Source organism: Lysobacter sp. N42 (assembly GCF_004344885.1).
This window is the reverse complement of sequence record NZ_SKFB01000001.1, coordinates 424,630-444,312: the sequence shown is the minus strand read 5'-3', so window position 1 is coordinate 444,312 and position 19,683 is coordinate 424,630. Positions and strand designations below refer to the sequence as shown.

16 protein-coding genes are annotated in these 19,683 nt (G+C 45.1%); 14 read left to right on the top strand and 2 right to left on the bottom strand.

What is annotated here, in order from left to right; all coding sequences use genetic code 11:
• Positions 1-45 precede the first annotated feature (45 nt).
• Positions 46-411: a DUF3192 domain-containing protein gene (locus EYQ95_RS02290; protein WP_111914311.1), complete on the bottom strand. Its 366-nt coding sequence runs from the start codon at positions 409-411 to the stop codon at positions 46-48.
• A gap of 261 nt (positions 412-672) precedes the next feature.
• Here EYQ95_RS02290 and EYQ95_RS02285 point away from each other — a divergent pair, with 261 nt between their 5' ends.
• Complete coding sequence (locus EYQ95_RS02285) at positions 673-1,548, top strand: EamA family transporter (protein WP_111914312.1); 876 nt, start codon at positions 673-675, stop codon at positions 1,546-1,548.
• Positions 1,549-1,606: 58 nt separating this feature from the next.
• Here the strand turns inward: EYQ95_RS02285 and EYQ95_RS02280 are convergent, their stop codons facing one another.
• On the bottom strand, positions 1,607-2,788 hold the full coding sequence (locus EYQ95_RS02280) for an acetyl-CoA C-acyltransferase (protein WP_111914313.1): 1,182 nt from the start codon (positions 2,786-2,788) through the stop codon (positions 1,607-1,609).
• A gap of 135 nt (positions 2,789-2,923) precedes the next feature.
• On the opposite strand from EYQ95_RS02280, the gene EYQ95_RS02275 reads away from it, so the two are divergent.
• The 13 genes from EYQ95_RS02275 (at position 2,924) to EYQ95_RS02215 (ending at position 19,613) form a co-directional block, all read left to right on the top strand.
• The gene (locus EYQ95_RS02275; RefSeq protein ID WP_111914314.1) at positions 2,924-3,442 is read left to right on the top strand and encodes a hypothetical protein; all 519 of its coding nucleotides are present in this window, start codon (positions 2,924-2,926) and stop codon (positions 3,440-3,442) included.
• Between the two features lie 95 nt (positions 3,443-3,537).
• Entirely contained in the window at positions 3,538-4,005 is a 468-nt protein-coding gene (locus tag EYQ95_RS02270; protein WP_243618877.1) for a MerR family DNA-binding transcriptional regulator, read from the top strand.
• Between the two features lie 39 nt (positions 4,006-4,044).
• Positions 4,045-5,196: an isovaleryl-CoA dehydrogenase gene (locus tag EYQ95_RS02265; RefSeq protein ID WP_207916224.1), complete on the top strand. Its 1,152-nt coding sequence runs from the start codon at positions 4,045-4,047 to the stop codon at positions 5,194-5,196.
• Positions 5,197-5,220: 24 nt separating this feature from the next.
• Positions 5,221-6,828 carry a carboxyl transferase domain-containing protein gene (locus tag EYQ95_RS02260; protein ID WP_111914316.1) on the top strand — a complete coding sequence of 536 codons (1,608 nt, stop codon included), beginning with the start codon at positions 5,221-5,223 and terminating at the stop codon, positions 6,826-6,828.
• A 9-nt stretch (positions 6,829-6,837) separates the two neighbouring features.
• On the top strand, positions 6,838-7,638 hold the full coding sequence (locus EYQ95_RS02255) for an enoyl-CoA hydratase/isomerase family protein (RefSeq protein ID WP_111914317.1): 801 nt from the start codon (positions 6,838-6,840) through the stop codon (positions 7,636-7,638).
• A 3-nt stretch (positions 7,639-7,641) separates the two neighbouring features.
• Positions 7,642-9,597 (top strand): acetyl/propionyl/methylcrotonyl-CoA carboxylase subunit alpha, encoded by a 1,956-nt coding sequence (locus tag EYQ95_RS02250; RefSeq protein WP_111914318.1) that lies wholly within the window; start codon positions 7,642-7,644, stop codon positions 9,595-9,597.
• A gap of 9 nt (positions 9,598-9,606) precedes the next feature.
• Positions 9,607-10,506: a hydroxymethylglutaryl-CoA lyase gene (locus EYQ95_RS02245; protein ID WP_111914319.1), complete on the top strand. Its 900-nt coding sequence runs from the start codon at positions 9,607-9,609 to the stop codon at positions 10,504-10,506.
• Between the two features lie 30 nt (positions 10,507-10,536).
• Positions 10,537-12,489, top strand: a complete 1,953-nt coding sequence (locus EYQ95_RS02240) for an acetoacetate--CoA ligase (RefSeq protein ID WP_111914320.1) — start codon at positions 10,537-10,539, stop codon at positions 12,487-12,489.
• Positions 12,490-12,563: 74 nt separating this feature from the next.
• Positions 12,564-14,783 (top strand): bifunctional diguanylate cyclase/phosphodiesterase, encoded by a 2,220-nt coding sequence (locus EYQ95_RS02235; RefSeq protein WP_111914321.1) that lies wholly within the window; start codon positions 12,564-12,566, stop codon positions 14,781-14,783.
• A gap of 18 nt (positions 14,784-14,801) precedes the next feature.
• Positions 14,802-16,448, top strand: coding sequence for an electron transfer flavoprotein-ubiquinone oxidoreductase (locus EYQ95_RS02230; protein ID WP_111914322.1), 1,647 nt, complete (start codon positions 14,802-14,804; stop codon positions 16,446-16,448).
• A gap of 209 nt (positions 16,449-16,657) precedes the next feature.
• A complete protein-coding gene (locus EYQ95_RS02225) occupies positions 16,658-17,059 on the top strand; it encodes an H-NS family nucleoid-associated regulatory protein (protein ID WP_111914323.1) in 402 nt (133 codons plus the stop codon).
• A 5-nt stretch (positions 17,060-17,064) separates the two neighbouring features.
• Positions 17,065-17,757, top strand: a complete 693-nt coding sequence (gene tsaA / locus EYQ95_RS02220) for a tRNA (N6-threonylcarbamoyladenosine(37)-N6)-methyltransferase TrmO (protein WP_111914324.1) — start codon at positions 17,065-17,067, stop codon at positions 17,755-17,757.
• A gap of 134 nt (positions 17,758-17,891) precedes the next feature.
• The gene (locus EYQ95_RS02215; RefSeq protein ID WP_111914325.1) at positions 17,892-19,613 is read left to right on the top strand and encodes a proline--tRNA ligase; all 1,722 of its coding nucleotides are present in this window, start codon (positions 17,892-17,894) and stop codon (positions 19,611-19,613) included.
• The last annotated feature ends 70 nt before the right edge of the window (positions 19,614-19,683 follow it).

Sequence of the window (19,683 nt, the reverse complement as noted above, 5' to 3'; positions counted from 1 at the left end):
AAACCTCAAAGGCGCAAGCCAATGAGGTTTTTTATTAAATATCAATTAGCGAATTGAATCTAGCTTCGCTTCGCCCCAGCCTAATAGTTCGTTGTTCATAAACACTAAAGGCGTACATTCGTCTTTCGTCGTTACTCCGTCACCAGAAACACGCTGGGTACGGTAGTAGAGTACACGGTAGGTAGAGCCATCTACAGAAAGGTTTTCGTCAAACTCTGGAATACCCATGCGCTGAATTACAGAGTTTGGCGTAACACCCAAATCTAATCGTGCGATCGAACGGCGGTTTTCACGTTCCTGACTCTGCCAGCTTCCATCTTCGTCGCCATTTCCATCAACTACAACAACACAAGCACTTAAGCTCAATGCAGCCAAACCAGCAACCATACCTTTTAAAACATTATTCTTCATTTTTATTCCTCTACATATTGGATAAGAATCACCGACGTCACTGCAAATAGTTTGCCAACCCTTAAAAACCATGCAAATCAATACTTTATTAAAATACCTTGTCGGTTAAACCAAAATAAATAACCTATAATTGGGAAAATTCACCAGATCATTGTGAATTTCACACAAAGATTGAACCCTTCCAGTATCCGTATAATACTACGCAGCTTTAATGAAGTGATTAAAAACACTGTGTATTAACCGAGGAATTTGTTTCATTTTATGACCGCACTAATCGCAATTACCATTTTATGGGCGTTAAGTTTTTCTCTTATCGGTGAGTATCTCTCAGGTAGTGTGGACGCATATGCGGCTGTCGCCATTAGAATGATTCTAGCTACCCTACTTCTACTGCCCATTCTGATATACGGGCATATAAAACGATCCCGACCGAATGCTTCGCGCTTACCCTTAAACCTGATGACAATTGGTGCAGTACAAATAGGCTTGATGTACTTATTTCTTTATCACGCATTCGCCTATTTATCGGTAGCAGAGGTTCTGCTTTTTACCATTTTGACGCCGCTTTACATCACACTTATTGACGAATTCATCATCAATAGAAAAAGAATACCCATGAAATGGTGGGTTGCAGCAGGACTTTCTGTACTGGGTGCCGCTATTATTCGGTATCAACAGCCCTCGAGTGACTTTATGGTCGGCTTTTTGCTAATCCAAGCGGCAAATCTGTGTTTCGCAGCCGGGCAAGTTGCATATAAGCGACTTCCTATTGAAGGCACTTACACTCAAATAACCCAATATGGCTGGTTTTTTATTGGCGCAACTATAGTCAGTTCAATTGCCTTTGCTCTTTTTGGAGATTCGAGCAAACTACCCAGCACAACTACCCATTGGATAGTATTACTATGGCTAGGTGTGGTCGCTTCAGGAATAGGTTATGTGGCGTGGAGTATCGCCAGTAAAAAAGTCAATATAGCGCAGTTGGCAACGATGAATAACGCCCTCATTCCAGCGGGTCTCATCGTAAATTTCCTGTTCTGGGAAAGCAGTGTCAATTGGCTCGCACTGAGTGTCGGCGGAGCCATTATAGCTCTGTCTGTTTGGCTAGGTTCCCACTCCCCCAAACCACACTCGTAAGCATAGAAAAGCCGCTAGCTTTAATAACTAGCGGCTTTTTAACTTACCTACGCAAAAATTAAAGCATTTCTACTGCGAGCGCTACCGCTTCACCGCCACCGATACACAGCGAGGTAACACCACGTTGCTTGTTGTTCGCCTTCAACGCGTGTAGCAGTGTAACTAATAATCGTGCGCCAGAGGCTCCGATAGGATGACCTAATGCACAAGCTCCGCCGTTCACATTTACTTTTTCCGGGTCTAAGTCCATGTCTTTTAGCGCAATCATGGTTACCATGGCGAATGCTTCATTGATTTCCCACAAATCTACATCGTCTTTTGTCCAGTTCGCTTTTTCGAGCAATTTATTCATTGCTCCAACTGGCGCCATGGTGAATTCAGAAGGCTTTTGTGAATGCGTTGCATGCCCAGCAATTTTTGCTAATGGCTTTAATCCGCGCTTTTCTGCTTCAGAAGCACGCATCAGTACCAATGCTGCAGCACCATCTGAAATCGAGCTAGAATTTGCTGCAGTAACGGTTCCGTCTTTAGCAAATGCAGGTCTTAAGCTCGGAATTTTATCGATTTTCGCATTACCGGGTTGCTCGTCAATTTCTACAACCGTATCTCCGCGACGAGATTTAACAGTAACGGGCTCAACTTCATCTTTAAACGCACCACTTTCAATCGCTTTTTGTGCGCGTGTTAAAGAACGAATTGCAAAGTTGTCCATGTCTTCGCGCGTAAAGCCATATTGGTCGGCTGTGTCTTGCGCGTAGCAACCCATAGCTTTGCCTTCATAAGCGTCTTGTAGGCCGTCCCACATCATATGGTCGATAACTTGCCCGTGCCCCATGCGGTAGCCAGAGCGTGCTTTGTCTAGCAAGTAAGGTGCATTCGACATGCTTTCCATACCGCCGGCAACAACCACATCCGCGCTACCTGCAACAATCAAATCGTGTCCCATCATTACTGTTTTTAATCCAGAACCACAGACTTTATTCAACGTTGTAGCTCCCGTTCCAAATGGCAAGCCCGCGCCTAACATAGCCTGACGTGCTGGAGCTTGTTTAAGGCCAGCAGGTAACACACACCCCATAAGAACTTCACTCACGTCACCGCCGTCAACGCCTGCTTTAGTTAACGCAGACTTAATGGCAGAAGCACCTAATTCGGTCGCTGAAACGTCACTTAATGAGCCTTGAAAGCCGCCCATTGGGGTACGCGAAGCTGAAACAATAACTACTGGATCTGAATTCATACTAAACTCCTTAAATTATTTGCGCAGCATTCTCGCACAATCATGCAGTAAAACAAATGTTGAACTAATCGCCATTGGCGTAATCTATTCACATGATTTATAAAATAGAAGAATCACCGATTTCAAAGGATTGTTATGAATATTAAAAAGATTACTTTGCCACTGCTACTCACTTTAGCTTCGGTTAATGCATACGCAGATGATATTCAATCAGTATTCACCGTGGGCGTTGCTTCTGGTACTGAAAACGACGCAGGGAACAGGTTAATTCAAGCTTCATTAGGTGACCCAGCATACTACATTGGCTGGGTCGGAAAGTTTAATGCAGAGCCTGGCGGCATTGGTGTTTACGCTTCACTAGGCATTCCCGAGCATAAAATTACTGGGGTTTCTGCAGACGACAACCACTTTAATCTCCTAAATGCGGGCGGTATTTATTCGTTCTCTCAAGAGTTCCAAGTCTATGGCGGTCTTGGTTACGCTCACCAAGTGTATACTGACTCTGCAAATTCCATCGGCGAAAGAAACAAAAACTACCTTAATGTAAATACAGGTTTCCTCTATCGCTTTGGGCGAGACGACCGTTTTGGCATTAACATTTCGTACGACACCGCACCGAAAGCTTTTGGCTTCTCACTGGTCTATCCCTTTTAACATTCCATTCGGCTCAGTCACTCAACACAAAACTTTACGTTAACGTAAACTTCATCTAAGCTATTGTGCAGTTCTTAGATGTTGAGTGCTGAGCCATGAACAACACATTTAAAATGAATCCAGAGCGCGTGCGCCGTACCCAAGACACCTTTAGTATTGGTGATTTAGCACGCGAGTTTGACATTACTACCCGCAGTATTCGTTTCTATGAAGACCAGGGCCTACTGAAACCAGAAAGACGTGGGCAAACGCGGATTTATCACCAAAAGGACCGAGTTCGCCTGAAGCTTATACTTCGAGGCAAACGTCTTGGCTTTACCTTAGCGGAAACTAAAACACTGTTCGACATGTACGACCGCGACGGCAGCTCAACCAATCAACTTCAAATCATGCTAGAGCTGATAGAAAACAAAAAAGCAGCTCTACATCAACAATTAGACGACATTCAAGTTGTTCTTCACGAATTAACCGCAGTTGAAGCCGGTTGTCGTGCCGAACTTGAAGAAAAATCCAAACCGGTAACCGATGGTTTAGCCCCTGAGCAAACCCCAGAAGCCAGTTAATTCCGAGGAGTAGAAGTAATGATTAGTCAATTCAAAGCCATGAATTTTGATCTTGGTGAAACCGCTGACATGTTGCGTGAAGCAGTTAACAGTTTTGCGCGCGAGGAAATTGCACCAAGAGCGGCTGAGATCGATGAGAAAAACGAGTTCCCAGCGGACTTATGGAAGAAGTTTGGCGACATGGGATTACTCGGAATTACCGTTCCTGAAGAGTTTGGTGGCTCGGGTATGGGTTACCTTGAACATATCGTAGCAATGGAAGAAATTAGCCGTGCTTCGGCTTCTGTTGGCTTAAGCTACGGTGCGCACTCAAACCTTTGTGTAAACCAGTTAAAAATTAATGGCTCACAAGAACAAAAAGAAAAGTATCTACCCAAACTATGTTCTGGTGATCACGTGGGCGCACTAGCTATGAGTGAACCGAATGCAGGTTCTGACGTGGTGAGCATGAAGCTTTCAGCAAAAAAAGACGGCGACCACTACGTATTGAACGGCAACAAAATGTGGATTACCAATGGCCCAGACGCTGACATTCTAATTGTTTACGCAAAAACAGAACCTACTAAAGGCTCTAAAGGTATTACCGCGTTTATTATCGAACGCGACAACACACCAGGGTTTAGCACGGCGCAGAAACTCGACAAGTTAGGCATGCGTGGTTCCAACACATGTGAGCTTGTATTTGAAGACGCTCGTGTGCCTGCCGAAAATGTTTTGGGTAACCTTAACGAGGGCGTAAAAGTGCTTATGAGTGGTTTAGACTATGAGCGCACAGTATTAGCTGCTGGCCCTCTAGGCATCATGCAAGCTTGTTTAGACGTTGTAGTGCCGTACATTCACGAGCGTACACAGTTTGGTCAGGAAATTGGGCAATTCCAATTAGTACAGGGCAAAGTAGCCGACATGTACACCCAAATGAACGCAGCAAGAGCTTATGTTTACACAGTAGCCAAGGCTTGTGACCGCGGCGAAACAACTCGTAAAGACGCAGCAGGTGCTATTCTTTATGCAGCTGAACTCGCAACTAAAATGGCACTAGACGCCATCCAATTACTTGGCGGTAACGGTTACATCAACGAATACCCTACAGGTCGTTTATTGCGCGACGCAAAACTATACGAAATCGGCGCAGGAACTTCAGAAATTCGTCGTATGTTGATTGGTCGCGAGCTATTCAACGAGTCTAAATAGTACCTGAGTTAAAGGAGAAGCTTTGTGGCTATTCTTCAGTCGAAAGTTAATACGCGAGACGAAACCTATCTTGCAAACCGCGAGTCGATGCTTGAAGCATTGAGTGACTTGCAAGAGAAACTAGAGCAAATCAAGCAAGGTGGCGGTCCACGCTACCAAGAACGCCATGTTTCACGGGGTAAGTTGTTGGCCCGCGACCGTATCGAACGCCTAATCGACACGGGCTCACCATTTTTAGAAATTGGTCAATTCGCCGCTTGGGACGTATACGAAGATTATGTCCCAGCTGCTGGTGTAGTTGCCGGTATCGGTCGTGTCGAAGGCACTGAATGCATGATTATTGCCAATGACGCTACGGTTAAAGGCGGTACATATTACCCGCTAACCGTGAAAAAGCACTTACGCGCCCAAGACATTGCTGCACGCTGTCACTTACCTTGTATTTACTTAGTCGACTCTGGCGGAGCAAACCTTCCGAGACAAGACGAAGTATTTCCAGATCGAGACCACTTCGGACGTATTTTCTTTAACCAAGCGAATATGTCTGCCCAAGGTATTCCGCAAATTGCGGTGGTTATGGGGTTATGTACAGCTGGTGGGGCTTATGTACCAGCCATGGCTGACGAGTCCATTATCGTCAAAGAACAAGGTACGATTTTCCTTGCAGGACCACCGCTTGTAAAAGCAGCCACCGGCGAAGAAGTAAGTGCTGAAGAATTAGGTGGCGCAGATGTTCACACACGGATTTCAGGTGTTGCGGACCACTATGCAGTAAATGACGAACACGCTTTAGGTTTAGCGAGAAATGCCATTAAACGTGTGAACAAAAAGGAAAAGACGAAATTAGATATTCGTCCGTCTCAGCCACCGAAATATGCCCCTGAAGAAATATACGGCATCGTTGGCACCGATCTAAGAAAGCCTTATGACGTGCATGAAGTTATTGCACGCATCGTTGATGACTCTGATTTCGATGAGTTTAAACAGAATTACGGCAATACCTTAGTCACAGGATTTGCTCGAATTCACGGGTTTCCCGTCGGGATTGTCGCCAACAACGGGATTCTTTTCTCTGAATCGGCACAAAAAGGCGCACACTTCATTGAGCTTTGTGCGCAACGTAAAATTCCATTGGTATTTTTGCAAAACATCACCGGCTTTATGGTCGGGAAAAAATACGAAGCCGAGGGCATTGCCAAGCATGGCGCTAAAATGGTGACCGCAGTGAGCTGTGCACAAGTACCTAAGTTTACCGTACTCATTGGTGGTAGCTATGGCGCAGGTAACTACGGAATGTGTGGACGAGCTTACGACCCAACCATGATGTTCATGTGGCCAAATGCACGAATCTCCGTGATGGGTGGCGAACAAGCTGCTGGCGTTATGGCGCAAGTTACTCGCGACGGAAAAGAAAGAAAAGGTGAAACTTGGTCTGCTGAAGACGAAGCAAAATTCAAGAAACCAATAGTTGATACCTACGAGAGCCAAGGTCACCCCTACTACGCTTCAGGCAGATTATGGGACGACGGCATAATTGACCCTGCACAAACTCGTGATGTGCTTGGTTTAAGTATCTCCGCCGCGCTTAACGCTCCAATTAACGACACGAAATTCGGCGTATTCCGAATGTAAGGTGAAAGTATGAATTACGTGCAGTTAGACATAGACGAGAATCGTATTGCTACATTGAGCATGAACCGACCGGAAGTGCATAACGCATTCGACGACGAAATGATCGACAACCTTCGTGCAGCACTTGCCCAAATACGTGTCCGCGGAGACATTCGGGCTCTCGTTTTGTGTTCAGAGGGTAAAAGCTTTTCAGCCGGCGCAGATCTAAATTGGATGCGCTCGATGGCGAAGAAAAACTACGAAGAGAATGTGCAAGACGCGGGCAACCTAGGCGCGCTTATGCGTGAACTAGATGAACTCCCTTGCTTAACCATTGCTCGAGTGCAAGGCGCGGCATTCGGAGGCGCTGTAGGCTTAGTCGCATGTTGTGACATTGGCTTGGGTTTAGAGCGCGCAAGTTTTTGCTTATCTGAAGTAAAAATTGGGCTCATTCCTGCGGTTATTAGTCCTTATGTAACCAGAGCCATGGGTCCTCGAGCTGCAAGAAGATATACCTTAACCGCAGAGCGGTTTTTTGCTCAAGAAGCAAAAGATTGTGGACTACTACACGACATTTACGCGTCTGAAGAAGCCTTAAACGAAGGTATTCAAAATATTTTGAATCACGTTTCACAAAATGGTCCTGCAGCTGTTGCAGCAGGTAAGAAACTTATTCAAGACGTCACAAATGCTGAGATTAACGAAGCACTGATTGCCGAAACAGCAAGACGTATTGCGGAAATTCGAGTGTCTCCAGAGGGGCAAGAAGGTTTGTCTGCTTTCTTAGAAAAAAGAAAGCCCTCTTGGATTGAGTCAACGGACGGGAATTAATACATGTTTAGTAAAATTTTAATTGCGAACAGAGGTGAAATTGCCTGCCGAGTTATTCGCACAGCCCAGAAACTTGGCGTAAAAACCGTTTCGGTTTACTCGGAAGCAGATAAAAACGCACAACACGTTCTGCAAGCAGACGAAGCTGTTTATATCGGCCCAGCTCCAAGCAGTGAGTCATACTTACAAGTAGACAAAGTTATTGAAGCAGCGAAGTCTACAGGGGCTCAAGCGGTGCACCCTGGTTATGGTTTTCTCTCTGAAAATGAAACCTTCGCAAATGCCTTGCAGGCATCTGGCATTACCTTCATTGGTCCGCCTGAATCTGCAATTGCGGCAATGGGCTCAAAAAGTGCCGCAAAGTCCATTATGGAAAAAGCAGACGTTCCACTTGTTCCTGGCTATCACGGTGAAGAGCAAGCAGAGAGCTTTCTTCTAGGCGAAGCGAAGAAAATAGGATTCCCCGTTTTACTCAAAGCAGCCTACGGCGGTGGCGGTAAAGGTATGAGAATCGTGAACTCCGAGCGTGAGTTCAGCGAGGCACTAGCCTCAGCCAAGCGCGAAGCAACATCGTCATTCTCTAACGACAAGATGCTAGTTGAAAAATACATTGCACAACCGCGCCACGTTGAGATTCAGGTATTCTGTGACGGTCACGGTAACGCGGTATATATAGCAGAACGTGACTGCTCAGTTCAGCGTAGACATCAAAAAGTAGTTGAAGAAGCCCCTGCCCCACGCCTGTCGGAAGATACGCGTAAAGCAATGGGTGAAGCCGCGGTTAGAGCTGCACAAGCGATTAATTACGAAGGTGCGGGCACCGTAGAGTTCTTACTCGACAAAGACGAGAGTTTCTATTTCATGGAAATGAATACTCGTCTTCAAGTAGAGCACCCAGTAACCGAAATGATCACGGGCGTTGACTTAGTTGAGTGGCAACTTCGTGTTGCTGCAGGTGAAGTTTTGCCTCTGAAACAGAAAGATATCCAGATTAATGGCCACGCATTTGAAGCCCGGATATACGCAGAAAATGCCGAACAAGACTTTATGCCAAGCTCTGGTGTATTAAATGTACTCGAATTCCCAGAGGCTAGCGAGAGTGTGCGCATAGACTCTGGAGTAATTGCAGGTGACGAGGTTACGACTTTTTATGACCCCATGATCGCGAAGTTGATCGTATGGGACGAAAACCGTGATGCGGCGTTACGTAAGCTACAGAATGCCTTGCGAGAAACTCACATTGTAGGTCCTCATACCAACACCAATTATCTGCATAGCATTGCGACACACCCAGTGTTTGTAGATGCTAAAGCTAGTACCCATTTTATAGATGACTACCAAGACGATTTAAAACATAGCTTAGAAACGGAAGTTCATTCTCAACTGTCTTGGATTTTAGCGAGCTGGGTGGCCTCTCAAGCTAACGAAGGCAGTGACGTGTGGGAACAACTTAAAGGCTGGCACCTGAACAAGCGCCCACAACACCGAGTAGAGCTACTGATTGGCGAGAATGTAGAAACATTTCTATTCAGCCAAAATGGCAAAACGCTTGAAAATAAAGAGCACGACATAGCCATTACTTGGCATGACGCAACCACGGCGACACTAAATGGTCATCGCAGCCAATATAATGTGTACGCTACCGAAGATGGATATCACTTATTTTCATCGCAAGGTGAATTGTCTGCACTACACTATGACCCTATTTCTGCATTAGAGCATGAAGAAGCCGAAGGAACGCTAACAGCACCCATGAACGGTACTATTCTGGAAGTTCTAGTGAAAGCTGGTGATAACGTTCAAGAAGGTGACGCGCTAGTTATTATGGAAGCGATGAAAATGGAATACACCATTCGAGCCTCCGTAGATGCGCAAGTAGACCAAGTGTTTTTTGCGGCTGGAGACCTTGTTAGCGACGGCGCGGAACTAGTCTCACTGTTACCGAACGAGGAAGGTTAAGGCTTTATTATGGCATTACCTAAGCAAGTGAAAATTGTTGAAGTTGGGCCGCGAGACGGCTTACAGAACGAAACTTCAGTGCCAACGGAGGCCAAAGTCGCTCTGATCAATGCGCTGTCCGAAACGGGTTTACAAACCATCGAGTCTGGTAGCTTTGTGAGCCCTAAATGGGTACCTCAAATGGCTGACAGTTCGGAAATTTTTGGACAGATCAACCGCAAGCAGAACGTTACCTACTCAGCGCTGACACCTAATATGAAGGGCTTTGAAAACGCCGTCGCGGTAAATGCTGACGAAGTAGCGGTCTTTGGTGCGGCATCAGAAGCATTTAGCCAAAAGAATATAAACTGCACTATCGAAGAGTCTTTGGAGCGTTTCAAACCGGTCATTGAAGCCGCAAAAGAAAAAGGCCTACCAGTACGGGGCTACGTTTCATGTGTGTTGGGTTGCCCGTACCAGGGAGAAGTGCCTTTAGAAGACGTAGTGCGTGTCGCCAAAACACTTTTCGACATGGGCTGCTATGAAATATCACTAGGTGACACCATTGGAATCGGAACTCCCACCAAGGCAGTCGAAATGCTCACCGCTGTCGCGCAACAAGTGCCCATGGAGTGCCTAGCGCTGCATTTTCACAATACATACGGTCAGGCGCTTGCAAACTTATGCGCATGTTTACCACTGGGTGTAAGTGTTATCGACAGTGCAGTTGCCGGTTTAGGCGGCTGCCCTTACGCCAAAGGTGCGAGTGGTAATGTAGCCACAGAAGACGTGCTTTATATGTTGCACGGGATGGGCATAGAAACAGGCGTAGACTTAGACAAAGTCATCCGAGCAGGTCACGAAATCTGCCAACACCTAGAGCATGGGCCGCGTTCTAATGTTAGTCTTGCGGCATTAGCTACATCATAATTCACCATAAACAGTTTAAGAGAGAACCCAATGAGCTCAGAAGTTAGTCAACCCTTGTGGAAGCCGAGCCAAGAAACAATTAAAAGCGCTCGCATGACAGACTTTATGAATTACGTTGAGAAAAGCGAGAATCAACGATTTCAAGGACGATATTCGTCTCTATACGACTGGTCAATTCAGCATAAAGACACGTTCTGGTCGATGATTTGGGACTATTTCGATGTTATTGGTGAGCGTGGCGAGCGGACTTTAATTAATGAAGGGCAGATGCCCGGTGCGCAGTGGTTTCCAGACGCGAAATTAAACTTCGCCGAAAACCTATTGCGGTATCGAGACAACCGCCCTGCTCTTATCTTTCAAAACGAGCATGGTCAAACCCAAGAATTAAGTTACCAACAACTTTACAGTCAAGTTGCAGCTTTGGCTTCAGCGCTGAAGAAAGCTGGTGTAAAGCCAGGAGATCGCGTTGCTGGTATGTTACCTAACTGCAACGAGACGATTGTGGCGATGTTAGCCACCACCAGTTTAGGCGCAGTTTGGTCTAGCTGTTCTCCAGACTTCGGTGAACAGGGTGTATTAGACCGTTTCGGCCAAGTCGAACCAAAGGTGGTATTTGTCGTAGATGGTTATTTCTATAACGGCAAAACACTCAACATTTCTGACAAAGTAAATGGCATTTTAGACAAGCTTTCGAGCGTAGAATCTAAAATCCTCATCCCTTTCGCGGGTATTGAGCATCAAGTTAGTGACTGCATAGAGTGGAACGACTTCCTAGATCACCAAGCCGAGAGCATTGAATTTGAGCCTCGCTGCTTTAATGACCCACTCTATATCATGTTTAGTTCGGGCACTACGGGTGTTCCCAAGTGCATTGTTCATGGTATCGGCGGTACGTTACTTCAGCATTATAAGGAACATGGTCTACACACCAATCTGCGCCGCGAAGATACGTTATTTTACTTCACTACCTGCGGTTGGATGATGTGGAATTGGCTTGTTTCCGGACTAGCTATTGGCGCGCGTTTGTCTTTATTTGATGGTTCACCGTTCTACCCGAATGAAAACGCCATGCCTGACCTTATCGACAAGCAAGGTATTACGGTGTTTGGTACCAGTGCTAAGTATTTGTCTGCACTAGAAAAGGCTGGTGCAAAGCCGAAAGAAACTCATAACTTAAGCTCTTTAAAAGCTGTGCTGACTACAGGCTCAGTTTTACCACCGGAAAGCTTCGACTATGTTTACCGGGACTTCAAAGAAGATGTGTGTTTGTCTTCAATTTCGGGTGGTACAGACATTATTAGTTGCTTTGCGTTAGGTAACCCTATTCTTCCAGTCTACAGAGGACAGCTCCAATGTCGCGGGCTGGGACTTGCGGTGGATGTATTTAACGAGCAAGGTGAAGCCGTTCGAAATGAGAAAGGTGAGCTTGTTTGTACTCAAACATTCCCGTGTATGCCTATTGGCTTTTGGAACGACTCTGACGGCAGCCGATACCAAAGCGCCTATTTTGAGAGATTTAAAAATATATGGGCACACGGTGACTACGCGGAAATTACCGATCAAGATGGTGTGATCATCTATGGTCGCTCAGATGCAGTTTTAAACCCTGGCGGTGTTCGCATAGGTACTGCCGAAATATACCGCCAAGTTGAGAAAGTGGACGAGGTTCTCGAGAGTATAGCGGTTGGTCAAAACATGGGTGACGATGAACGTGTGGTGCTATTCGTTCGTCTTCGCGAAAACATTGAGTTGAATGACGACTTAATCAAAAAGATTAAGCAAACAATTCGCGCTAACGCAACACCACGACATGTTCCAGCTGTTATTTTGCAAGTGGCTGATATACCGAGAACTATTAGCGGAAAAATTGTTGAATTAGCGGTAAGACAGGTTATTCACGGTGAAACGGTTAAAAATACTGACGCACTTGCGAATCCTGAAGCCTTAGACTTGTTTAAAGATCGTTCAGAGTTAACCCTATAATCGTGATTATAGTTGCGTAAAAGTAGTGTTTAAGTAATCATCAGGGCTTGCTTTGAAAAATAAGACAGAATTAAATGCAGCAATTAACTCATTATAGACAGGCAATTTTAGCGGCTATTTGCGGTCTAGCGTTAACCTTAGTGGTTACGCTAGCCCTTCGCTATATTGACAATAAAAACATACAATCCAGTCTACAAGATGAACTTTCTGCCCTACAAAGTGAAATTGAGCGAGAAGTGCAATTTCACATGTTTGGTTTAACTTGGGTCGCAAGGCAACATTCAGCACAACCACAAAGTTCCGGTACGGCTTGGTTAGAAGACGCGGAGTCTATTCACGCTTACTTCCCTCATTTTCGCTCTTTATTATGGGTGAATGTGGATGGAGTTATCGAAGGAGCGTATCCACCCATTTTGAATTCCGAAATGCGCAACGAGCGGTTTTCAGCACATTCAGGCCAAAGTCTCTCGGGTTTAAGCGGATCCAACCGATATCTTATCCCCGCTGGTGATATGGCCCAACATGCAGCAGACATGCTAATGGTTGTTTCTCAGTTGGAGCAAGACCCACGCGGCTATTATGTTGGCGAAATCAACATGAACCAACTCCTCAGAGCCACGACAAGTCGGTTCTTATCTGAAGGCTCTCAGTTCCAAATTCGCCCTGCAAATGGTACCCATGCCATTTTCGAGTTTTTTGCCGACAAAAAGTATTATCAGACATGGTCGACCACAAACTCCGTTCGATTGTTTGATCAGAATTTTGCTCTAGACCTATGGCCTTCTGCAGAACGACTAGGCGAAATGCGCGGTCGCTTACCCCTATTTGTGGTTATCGCAGGCTTACTTTCTACAGGGCTGCTTACCTTCGTTCTCGTCGTTTTAGGCGTAAGCCGAGTGCGCGCACAGGAACTAGCCGACACTAACCTCGACCTTTATGCCGAAATTGAAGAACGAGAGCGTGTTGAAAAGCGTATGGCTTACTTAGCTGAACACGATTGGCTAACTGACCTAGCCAACCGAAACGCGCTTATGGAACATCTCGAGAAAGCAATGAAGCGAGTGCGCAACACAGACATGCAAGTCGGCGCGCTACTTATCGACTTAGACAATTTTAAAGAAGTAAATGACGCACTGGGACACACCGTAGGCGATGCACTTATTAAACGCGTAGCAGAGCGTCTGTCTCAGTTACAAGGTGATAACGGTATACTTGCGCGAATGGGCGGCGATGAATTCGCCATGACCCTTACAGGAATTCACTCTATCGGCACGTTAGAGTCGTTAGCCCGCAATGTGATTGACGCGTTAGAAACGCACTTTATTATCGACGATTACGAACTCTATATAAACGCAAGTATCGGTATCGCCATCAGCCAGTCTGACGAAGACCAAGGCGAAGATATTATGCGGAACGCAGACACGGCTCTGTACCGAGCAAAAGAGCGCGGTAGAGGTACTTTCCACGTCTACAGCCATGAGCTGCACCAAGAACTTAACGACAAAATTGAGCTTTTGAAGAAGCTAAGAAGTGCGGTAGAGAACGAGAAGTTAACGGTTTACTATCAGCCTAAGGTAGACATGACTAGTCGCCGGGTTATTGGCTTAGAAGCTCTTGTGCGCTGGATAGACGAAGACGGCAGTATTATTGGACCTGACCGCTTTATTCCACTCGCGGAAGACACCGGTTTAATTATTCCGATTTCTGACTACGTACTGAAGGCTTCCTGTGCACAGTTGAAAAAGTGGCACGACGCCGGGTTTGACGACCTGCAACTATCCGTAAACTTGTCGGGTAAGCAACTTCAATCGCCGGATCTTATCCATTTCATTCTGGATGTAATTAAGCAAACAAAAATTCCAAATGGTTCACTCGAACTCGAACTTACCGAGCAAGTGTTTATAGAAAATATAAAGTCGCATACTAACTTCATGCATGCAGTACGCGAGCACGGTATGACACTTGCCATCGACGACTTTGGTATTGGTTATTCATCATTGTCTTATCTCAAACACTTCCCGGTGAATGCTTTAAAGGTAGACCGCTCGTTTGTACGCGACCTACCTGACGATAAAGACGATGCTACAATTACACAAACCATCATTAACCTCGCGAATAGCTTAGACATAGGTATCGTTGCTGAAGGCGTTGAGACCGAAGAGCAACTCGACTTTCTGCTAGAGCGTGGTTGTACTATTGGGCAAGGTTTCTTGTTCAGCCGCCCTATCCCAGCAGAAGAAATGACAGAATTGCTGACGCGGTATGAAGGTTTAGTGCCCATTCAAATTGACTAACAGGTTGTAGGAGTAGTTATGGAACGCGAAAGTATGGAGTTCGACGTACTTGTTGTAGGTGCAGGACCTGCGGGTTTGTCCACTGCATGTAAATTAGCACAACAAGCACAAGCCGCTGAGCAAGAACTGTCAATTTGCGTCATTGAAAAAGGCTCTGAGGTTGGCGCTCATATTCTTTCTGGAGCTGTGTTCGAAACACGTGCTTTAACTGAACTTTTCCCAAACTGGAAAGAGCTTGGTGCTCCTTTGAGCACCGAAGTAAAGCGCGACGATATTTTCATGTTTAAAAATGAAACCAGCGCAACCAAACTTCCTAACTTTATGGTTCCAAAGACATTCCATAACCACGGCAATTACATTACCAGCATGGGAAACATGTGTCGCTGGCTTGCCGAACAAGCGGAAGGTATGGGCGTAGAAATATTCCCAGGCTTCTCTGCATCAGAAGTTCTATATGGCGACAACAATGAAGTTTTAGGTGTAATCACCGGTGATATGGGTGTTGCCGAAGACGGTTCAGAGAAAGACAGTTACATGCCTGGCATGGAACTTCGTGCACGTTACACCGTTTTTGCTGAGGGTTGCCGAGGGCACCTTGGAAAAACTCTAATCGACAAGTACAACCTGAATGAAGGCAAATCTCCACAGCATTATGCTATTGGATTTAAAGAAATTTGGGATGTACCTGCAGAACAACATGAAGAAGGTTTAGTAGTACACAGCACGGGATGGCCACTCGATGAAGCGACAGGTGGTGGTTACCTATACCATGCCGAAAATAACCAAGTTTTCGTTGGTCTTATTGTCGACCTAAACTACACGAACCCTCACGTTAATCCTTTTGCTGAGTTCCAACGCTATAAACATCACCCAGAAATAGCGAAAGTACTGAAAGGTGGTAAACGCGTAAGCTACGGCGCTCGAGCTATTGCAAAAGGCGGGTTCTACTCGCTTCCTAAAATGACCATGCCTGGTGCAGTTATGACCGGCTGTAACGCTGGTACGCTGAATTTCGCGAAAATTAAAGGCAACCATACTGCAATGAAGAGTGGCATTATTGCTGCAGAAACTATATTTGCAGCGCTTCAGAAAGACTTGTCCCATACCGACTTAACCGAATACGAAACTAATTTTAAAGCGAGCTGGCTATACAAGGAGCTTTACGGTTCTCGTAATTTTGGTCCAGCAATCCATAAGCTCGGTACATGGATGGGTGGCGCATACAACACAATCGACCAGAACTGGTTTGGCGGTAAGCTACCTTTCACTATTAAGGACGAACGCCCTGACCATGAAGGTATGCTTGAAGCTAGTAAAGCGAGCAAAATTGATTACCCGAAACCGGATAGCCAACTAAGCTTTGACCGTAACTCTTCGGTTTACTTATCGAATACGAACCACGAAGAAGATCAGCCTTGCCACCTACGGTTAAAAGACGCAAATATACCGATTCAAGTGAACTTAGCTAAGTATGCGGAGCCTGCGCAACGTTATTGCCCTGCTGGCGTATACGAAGTGGTAGAAGACGACAATGGCGAATCGGTTTTTCAGATAAATGCACAAAACTGCATACACTGTAAAACTTGTGACATTAAAGATCCTAGCCAGAATATTACTTGGGTTACCCCAGAAGGTACCGGTGGTCCTAATTACCCGAATATGTAATATCAAAATAAGCCGGCTTTCACGCCGGCTTATTTATTTATGGAAATAAAAATTAATCATTAATTAAATACAGTAAGAGATATCTGAATTACCCTTTTTATTAATTTTATGTGTTGTTTATTTCTATATTTTGACTGTAAAGTTAATCTATAAATATTCAATCGCATTTGTTTTTCAATAATTTCTAATTGTCCGAATAAGGTAAAAACATGAAAGACTTTATAAATATTCTTTCTCATGCTCGTAGACTCAATGCTGCAACTAAATCTATGAGCGTTGCCGAATTAAAAGAAGTAGCAGATAAGCTTCAAACTGTTATTGAAAAAAGAGTTGAAGAAGAGGCAGAATATTTGCGCGAACAAGAAGAAAAACAAAGAGTTATTGAAGACTTAAAGCGCCAAATGAAAGAAGCAAATATTAGCGCTGGGGAATTAATTGAGGGAGGTGATAGTGAAGCCAAACCTCGCAAAAAGCGTAAGCCATTACCAGCGAAATACGCATATATAGATGATAACGGCAATCGCCAAACCTGGACTGGACAAGGTCGTGCACCAAAACCAATTCAAAAGGCTTTAAACACGGGTGGCAGTAAAAGCGACTTCCTTATTTAACAATTATGAATCCAATTGGAATTATTCATTCTCCATATCAAGAAAAGTTCGCAATTCCTCGGCAACCTGGACTAGTTCCTAGTGCAATTGGCCGTATAGACTTTTATTCACCATATAATCAAGCTGAGTGTTTTAGAGGTTTAGAGGAGTTTTCTCACCTTTGGGTTCAATTTATTTTTCATGAAACTCAGGCTAAGGGTTGGAAGCCACTCGTTCGCCCTCCTCGTTTGGGTGGAAATGAAAAGCGCGGAGTATTTGCCACACGGTCGACGTTTCGTCCAAATGCGATTGGCCTTTCAGTTGTGAAAATTGAAGCTATAAATGAACATAAAGGCACTGTTGCTTTAAGTGTTAGTGGAATCGACTTATTAGACCAAACCCCAATATTAGACATAAAGCCCTATATTGCTTACTCAGATGCATTACCAAAGGCAATAAGTGGTTTTGCACAAGAAAGCCCAAGCTCTGATCTTAAGGTTGAGTTCTCTGAGTGCGCCCGTGAAGCTCTTAGTACGCAAGCTAAGCATTTCCCTTACCTTTATAAACTGATTGAAGAAGTTCTAGCACAGGATCCCCGCCCCGCCTATCATACAAACCAGAATGAAGACCGTGTTTATGGCATGGCATTATACGATTTCAATATTAAATGGCGAGTAATAAGCAACGTGGCGTATGTAGTCGAGCTAGAGCATCGCTGAAAATACCCTTCAACTCGCATGAAAGGCTTTTTGTGCGGCGCTTCGACTGCTAGAATGCCATGTCATTTCGCGCGTCAATGTTGAGTTAAAAACATTCATTCGAAAAACACTAATTTGAGAACGAGAAAGAGCCCATGCGATCGAGCCAGTATTTACTAGGAACTTTAAAAGAAACCCCTGCTGACGCAGAAGTTGTCAGCCACCAGCTTATGTTAAGAGCTGGAATGATCCGTAAAGTTGCTTCAGGTTTATATACTTGGACACCCACTGGCGTTCGTGTGCTACGGAAAGTAGAAGCTATCGTTCGAGAAGAACTCGAGAATGCAGGCGCTATCGAAGTATTAATGCCTATGGTGCAACCTGCAGACTTATGGCAAGAATCAGGTCGTTACGAAGACTATGGCCCAGAGCTTCTGAGGCTCAACGACCGACACAACCGCGAGTTTGTGCTTGGCCCAACCCATGAAGAAGTAATAAGCGAACTCGTTCGTAAAGAAATTAGTAGTTATAAACAGCTACCTCTTAATTTATTCCAAATTCAAACTAAATTCCGCGACGAAATAAGACCTCGTTTTGGCGTAATGCGTTCGCGCGAATTTATCATGAAAGACGCATACTCTTTCCATACCAACGAAGACTCATTAAAAGAAACATACCAAGCCATGTTCGACGCTTACAGTCGTATCTTCGAACGCTTAGGGCTCGATTTCCGTCCGGTTATTGCCGACACGGGCTCTATTGGTGGTAATGCTTCACACGAGTTTCATGTGCTAGCTCAATCAGGTGAAGACGCCATTGCATTCAGCGACAGTTCTAATTACGCGGCCAACGTTGAATTAGCAGAAGCTATTTCAGAGAAAACAGAGAAAGACGTTGCGACTGAAGAGCTTCGCAAAGAACAAACACCTAATACGAAAACAATTAAAGCACTCGTTGAGAACTTTAAGGTCGATATTCAGAAAACCGTTAAAACACTTATTGTACATGGTGATCCCGAAGTTGAAGGCAGTTCAAAACTTGTGGCTTTAATGGTTCGTGGCGACCACGAACTAAACGACATAAAAGCATCTAAAGTTGAAGGTGTTGCTAGCCCTCTTCAATTCGCGAGCGACGAAGAAATTCGAGACGCGGTTGGCGCGGGTCCAGGCTCTCTAGGTCCAATTAACCTACCTATGCCTGTTATCGTCGACCGTAGCGTAGCCGTGATGTCAGACTTTAGTGCAGGAGCTAATGAAGATGGCTTCCATTATTTTGGTATCAATTGGGGCCGCGATGCAGAGTTTACCGACGTTGCTGACCTTCGAAACGTGGTTGAAGGCGATCCGAGCCCTTGTGGTAACGGCACGCTAAGTATTGCTCGAGGCATTGAAGTTGGTCATATTTTCCAGCTAGGAACAAAATATAGCGAAGCTATGAATGTTGGCGTTCTTAATGAAGAAGGCAAGCATCAGCACCTTATGATGGGTTGTTATGGTATCGGCGTAACCCGCATCGTTGCAGCAGCTATTGAACAAAACTTCGACGACAACGGTATTATTTGGCCAGCAAGCATGGCCCCTTTCGACGTTGTGGTTTTACCTATGAATATGCACAAGTCTGCACGCGTTCAAGCTGCAGCTGAAAAGCTATACGAGGAACTACAACAGGCTGGCTTCAATGTTATGTTTGACGACCGTAAAGAGCGTCCTGGTGTAATGTTTGCGGATATGGAACTTATCGGTATTCCACACACATTTGTTATTGGCGAGCGGAACCTTGATGACAACGCGGCGGAATATAAACATCGCTCGGCTTCAGACAAGGAAAAGGTAAGCCTTGCAGATGCAGTAGAGTTCCTACGTTCGAAAACGAGCTAATTCTATTTTGCTAGATGTGAAAATCCGCAAAGGTACCTAAACCTCTGCGGATTTTTTTATTTTGAGTAAG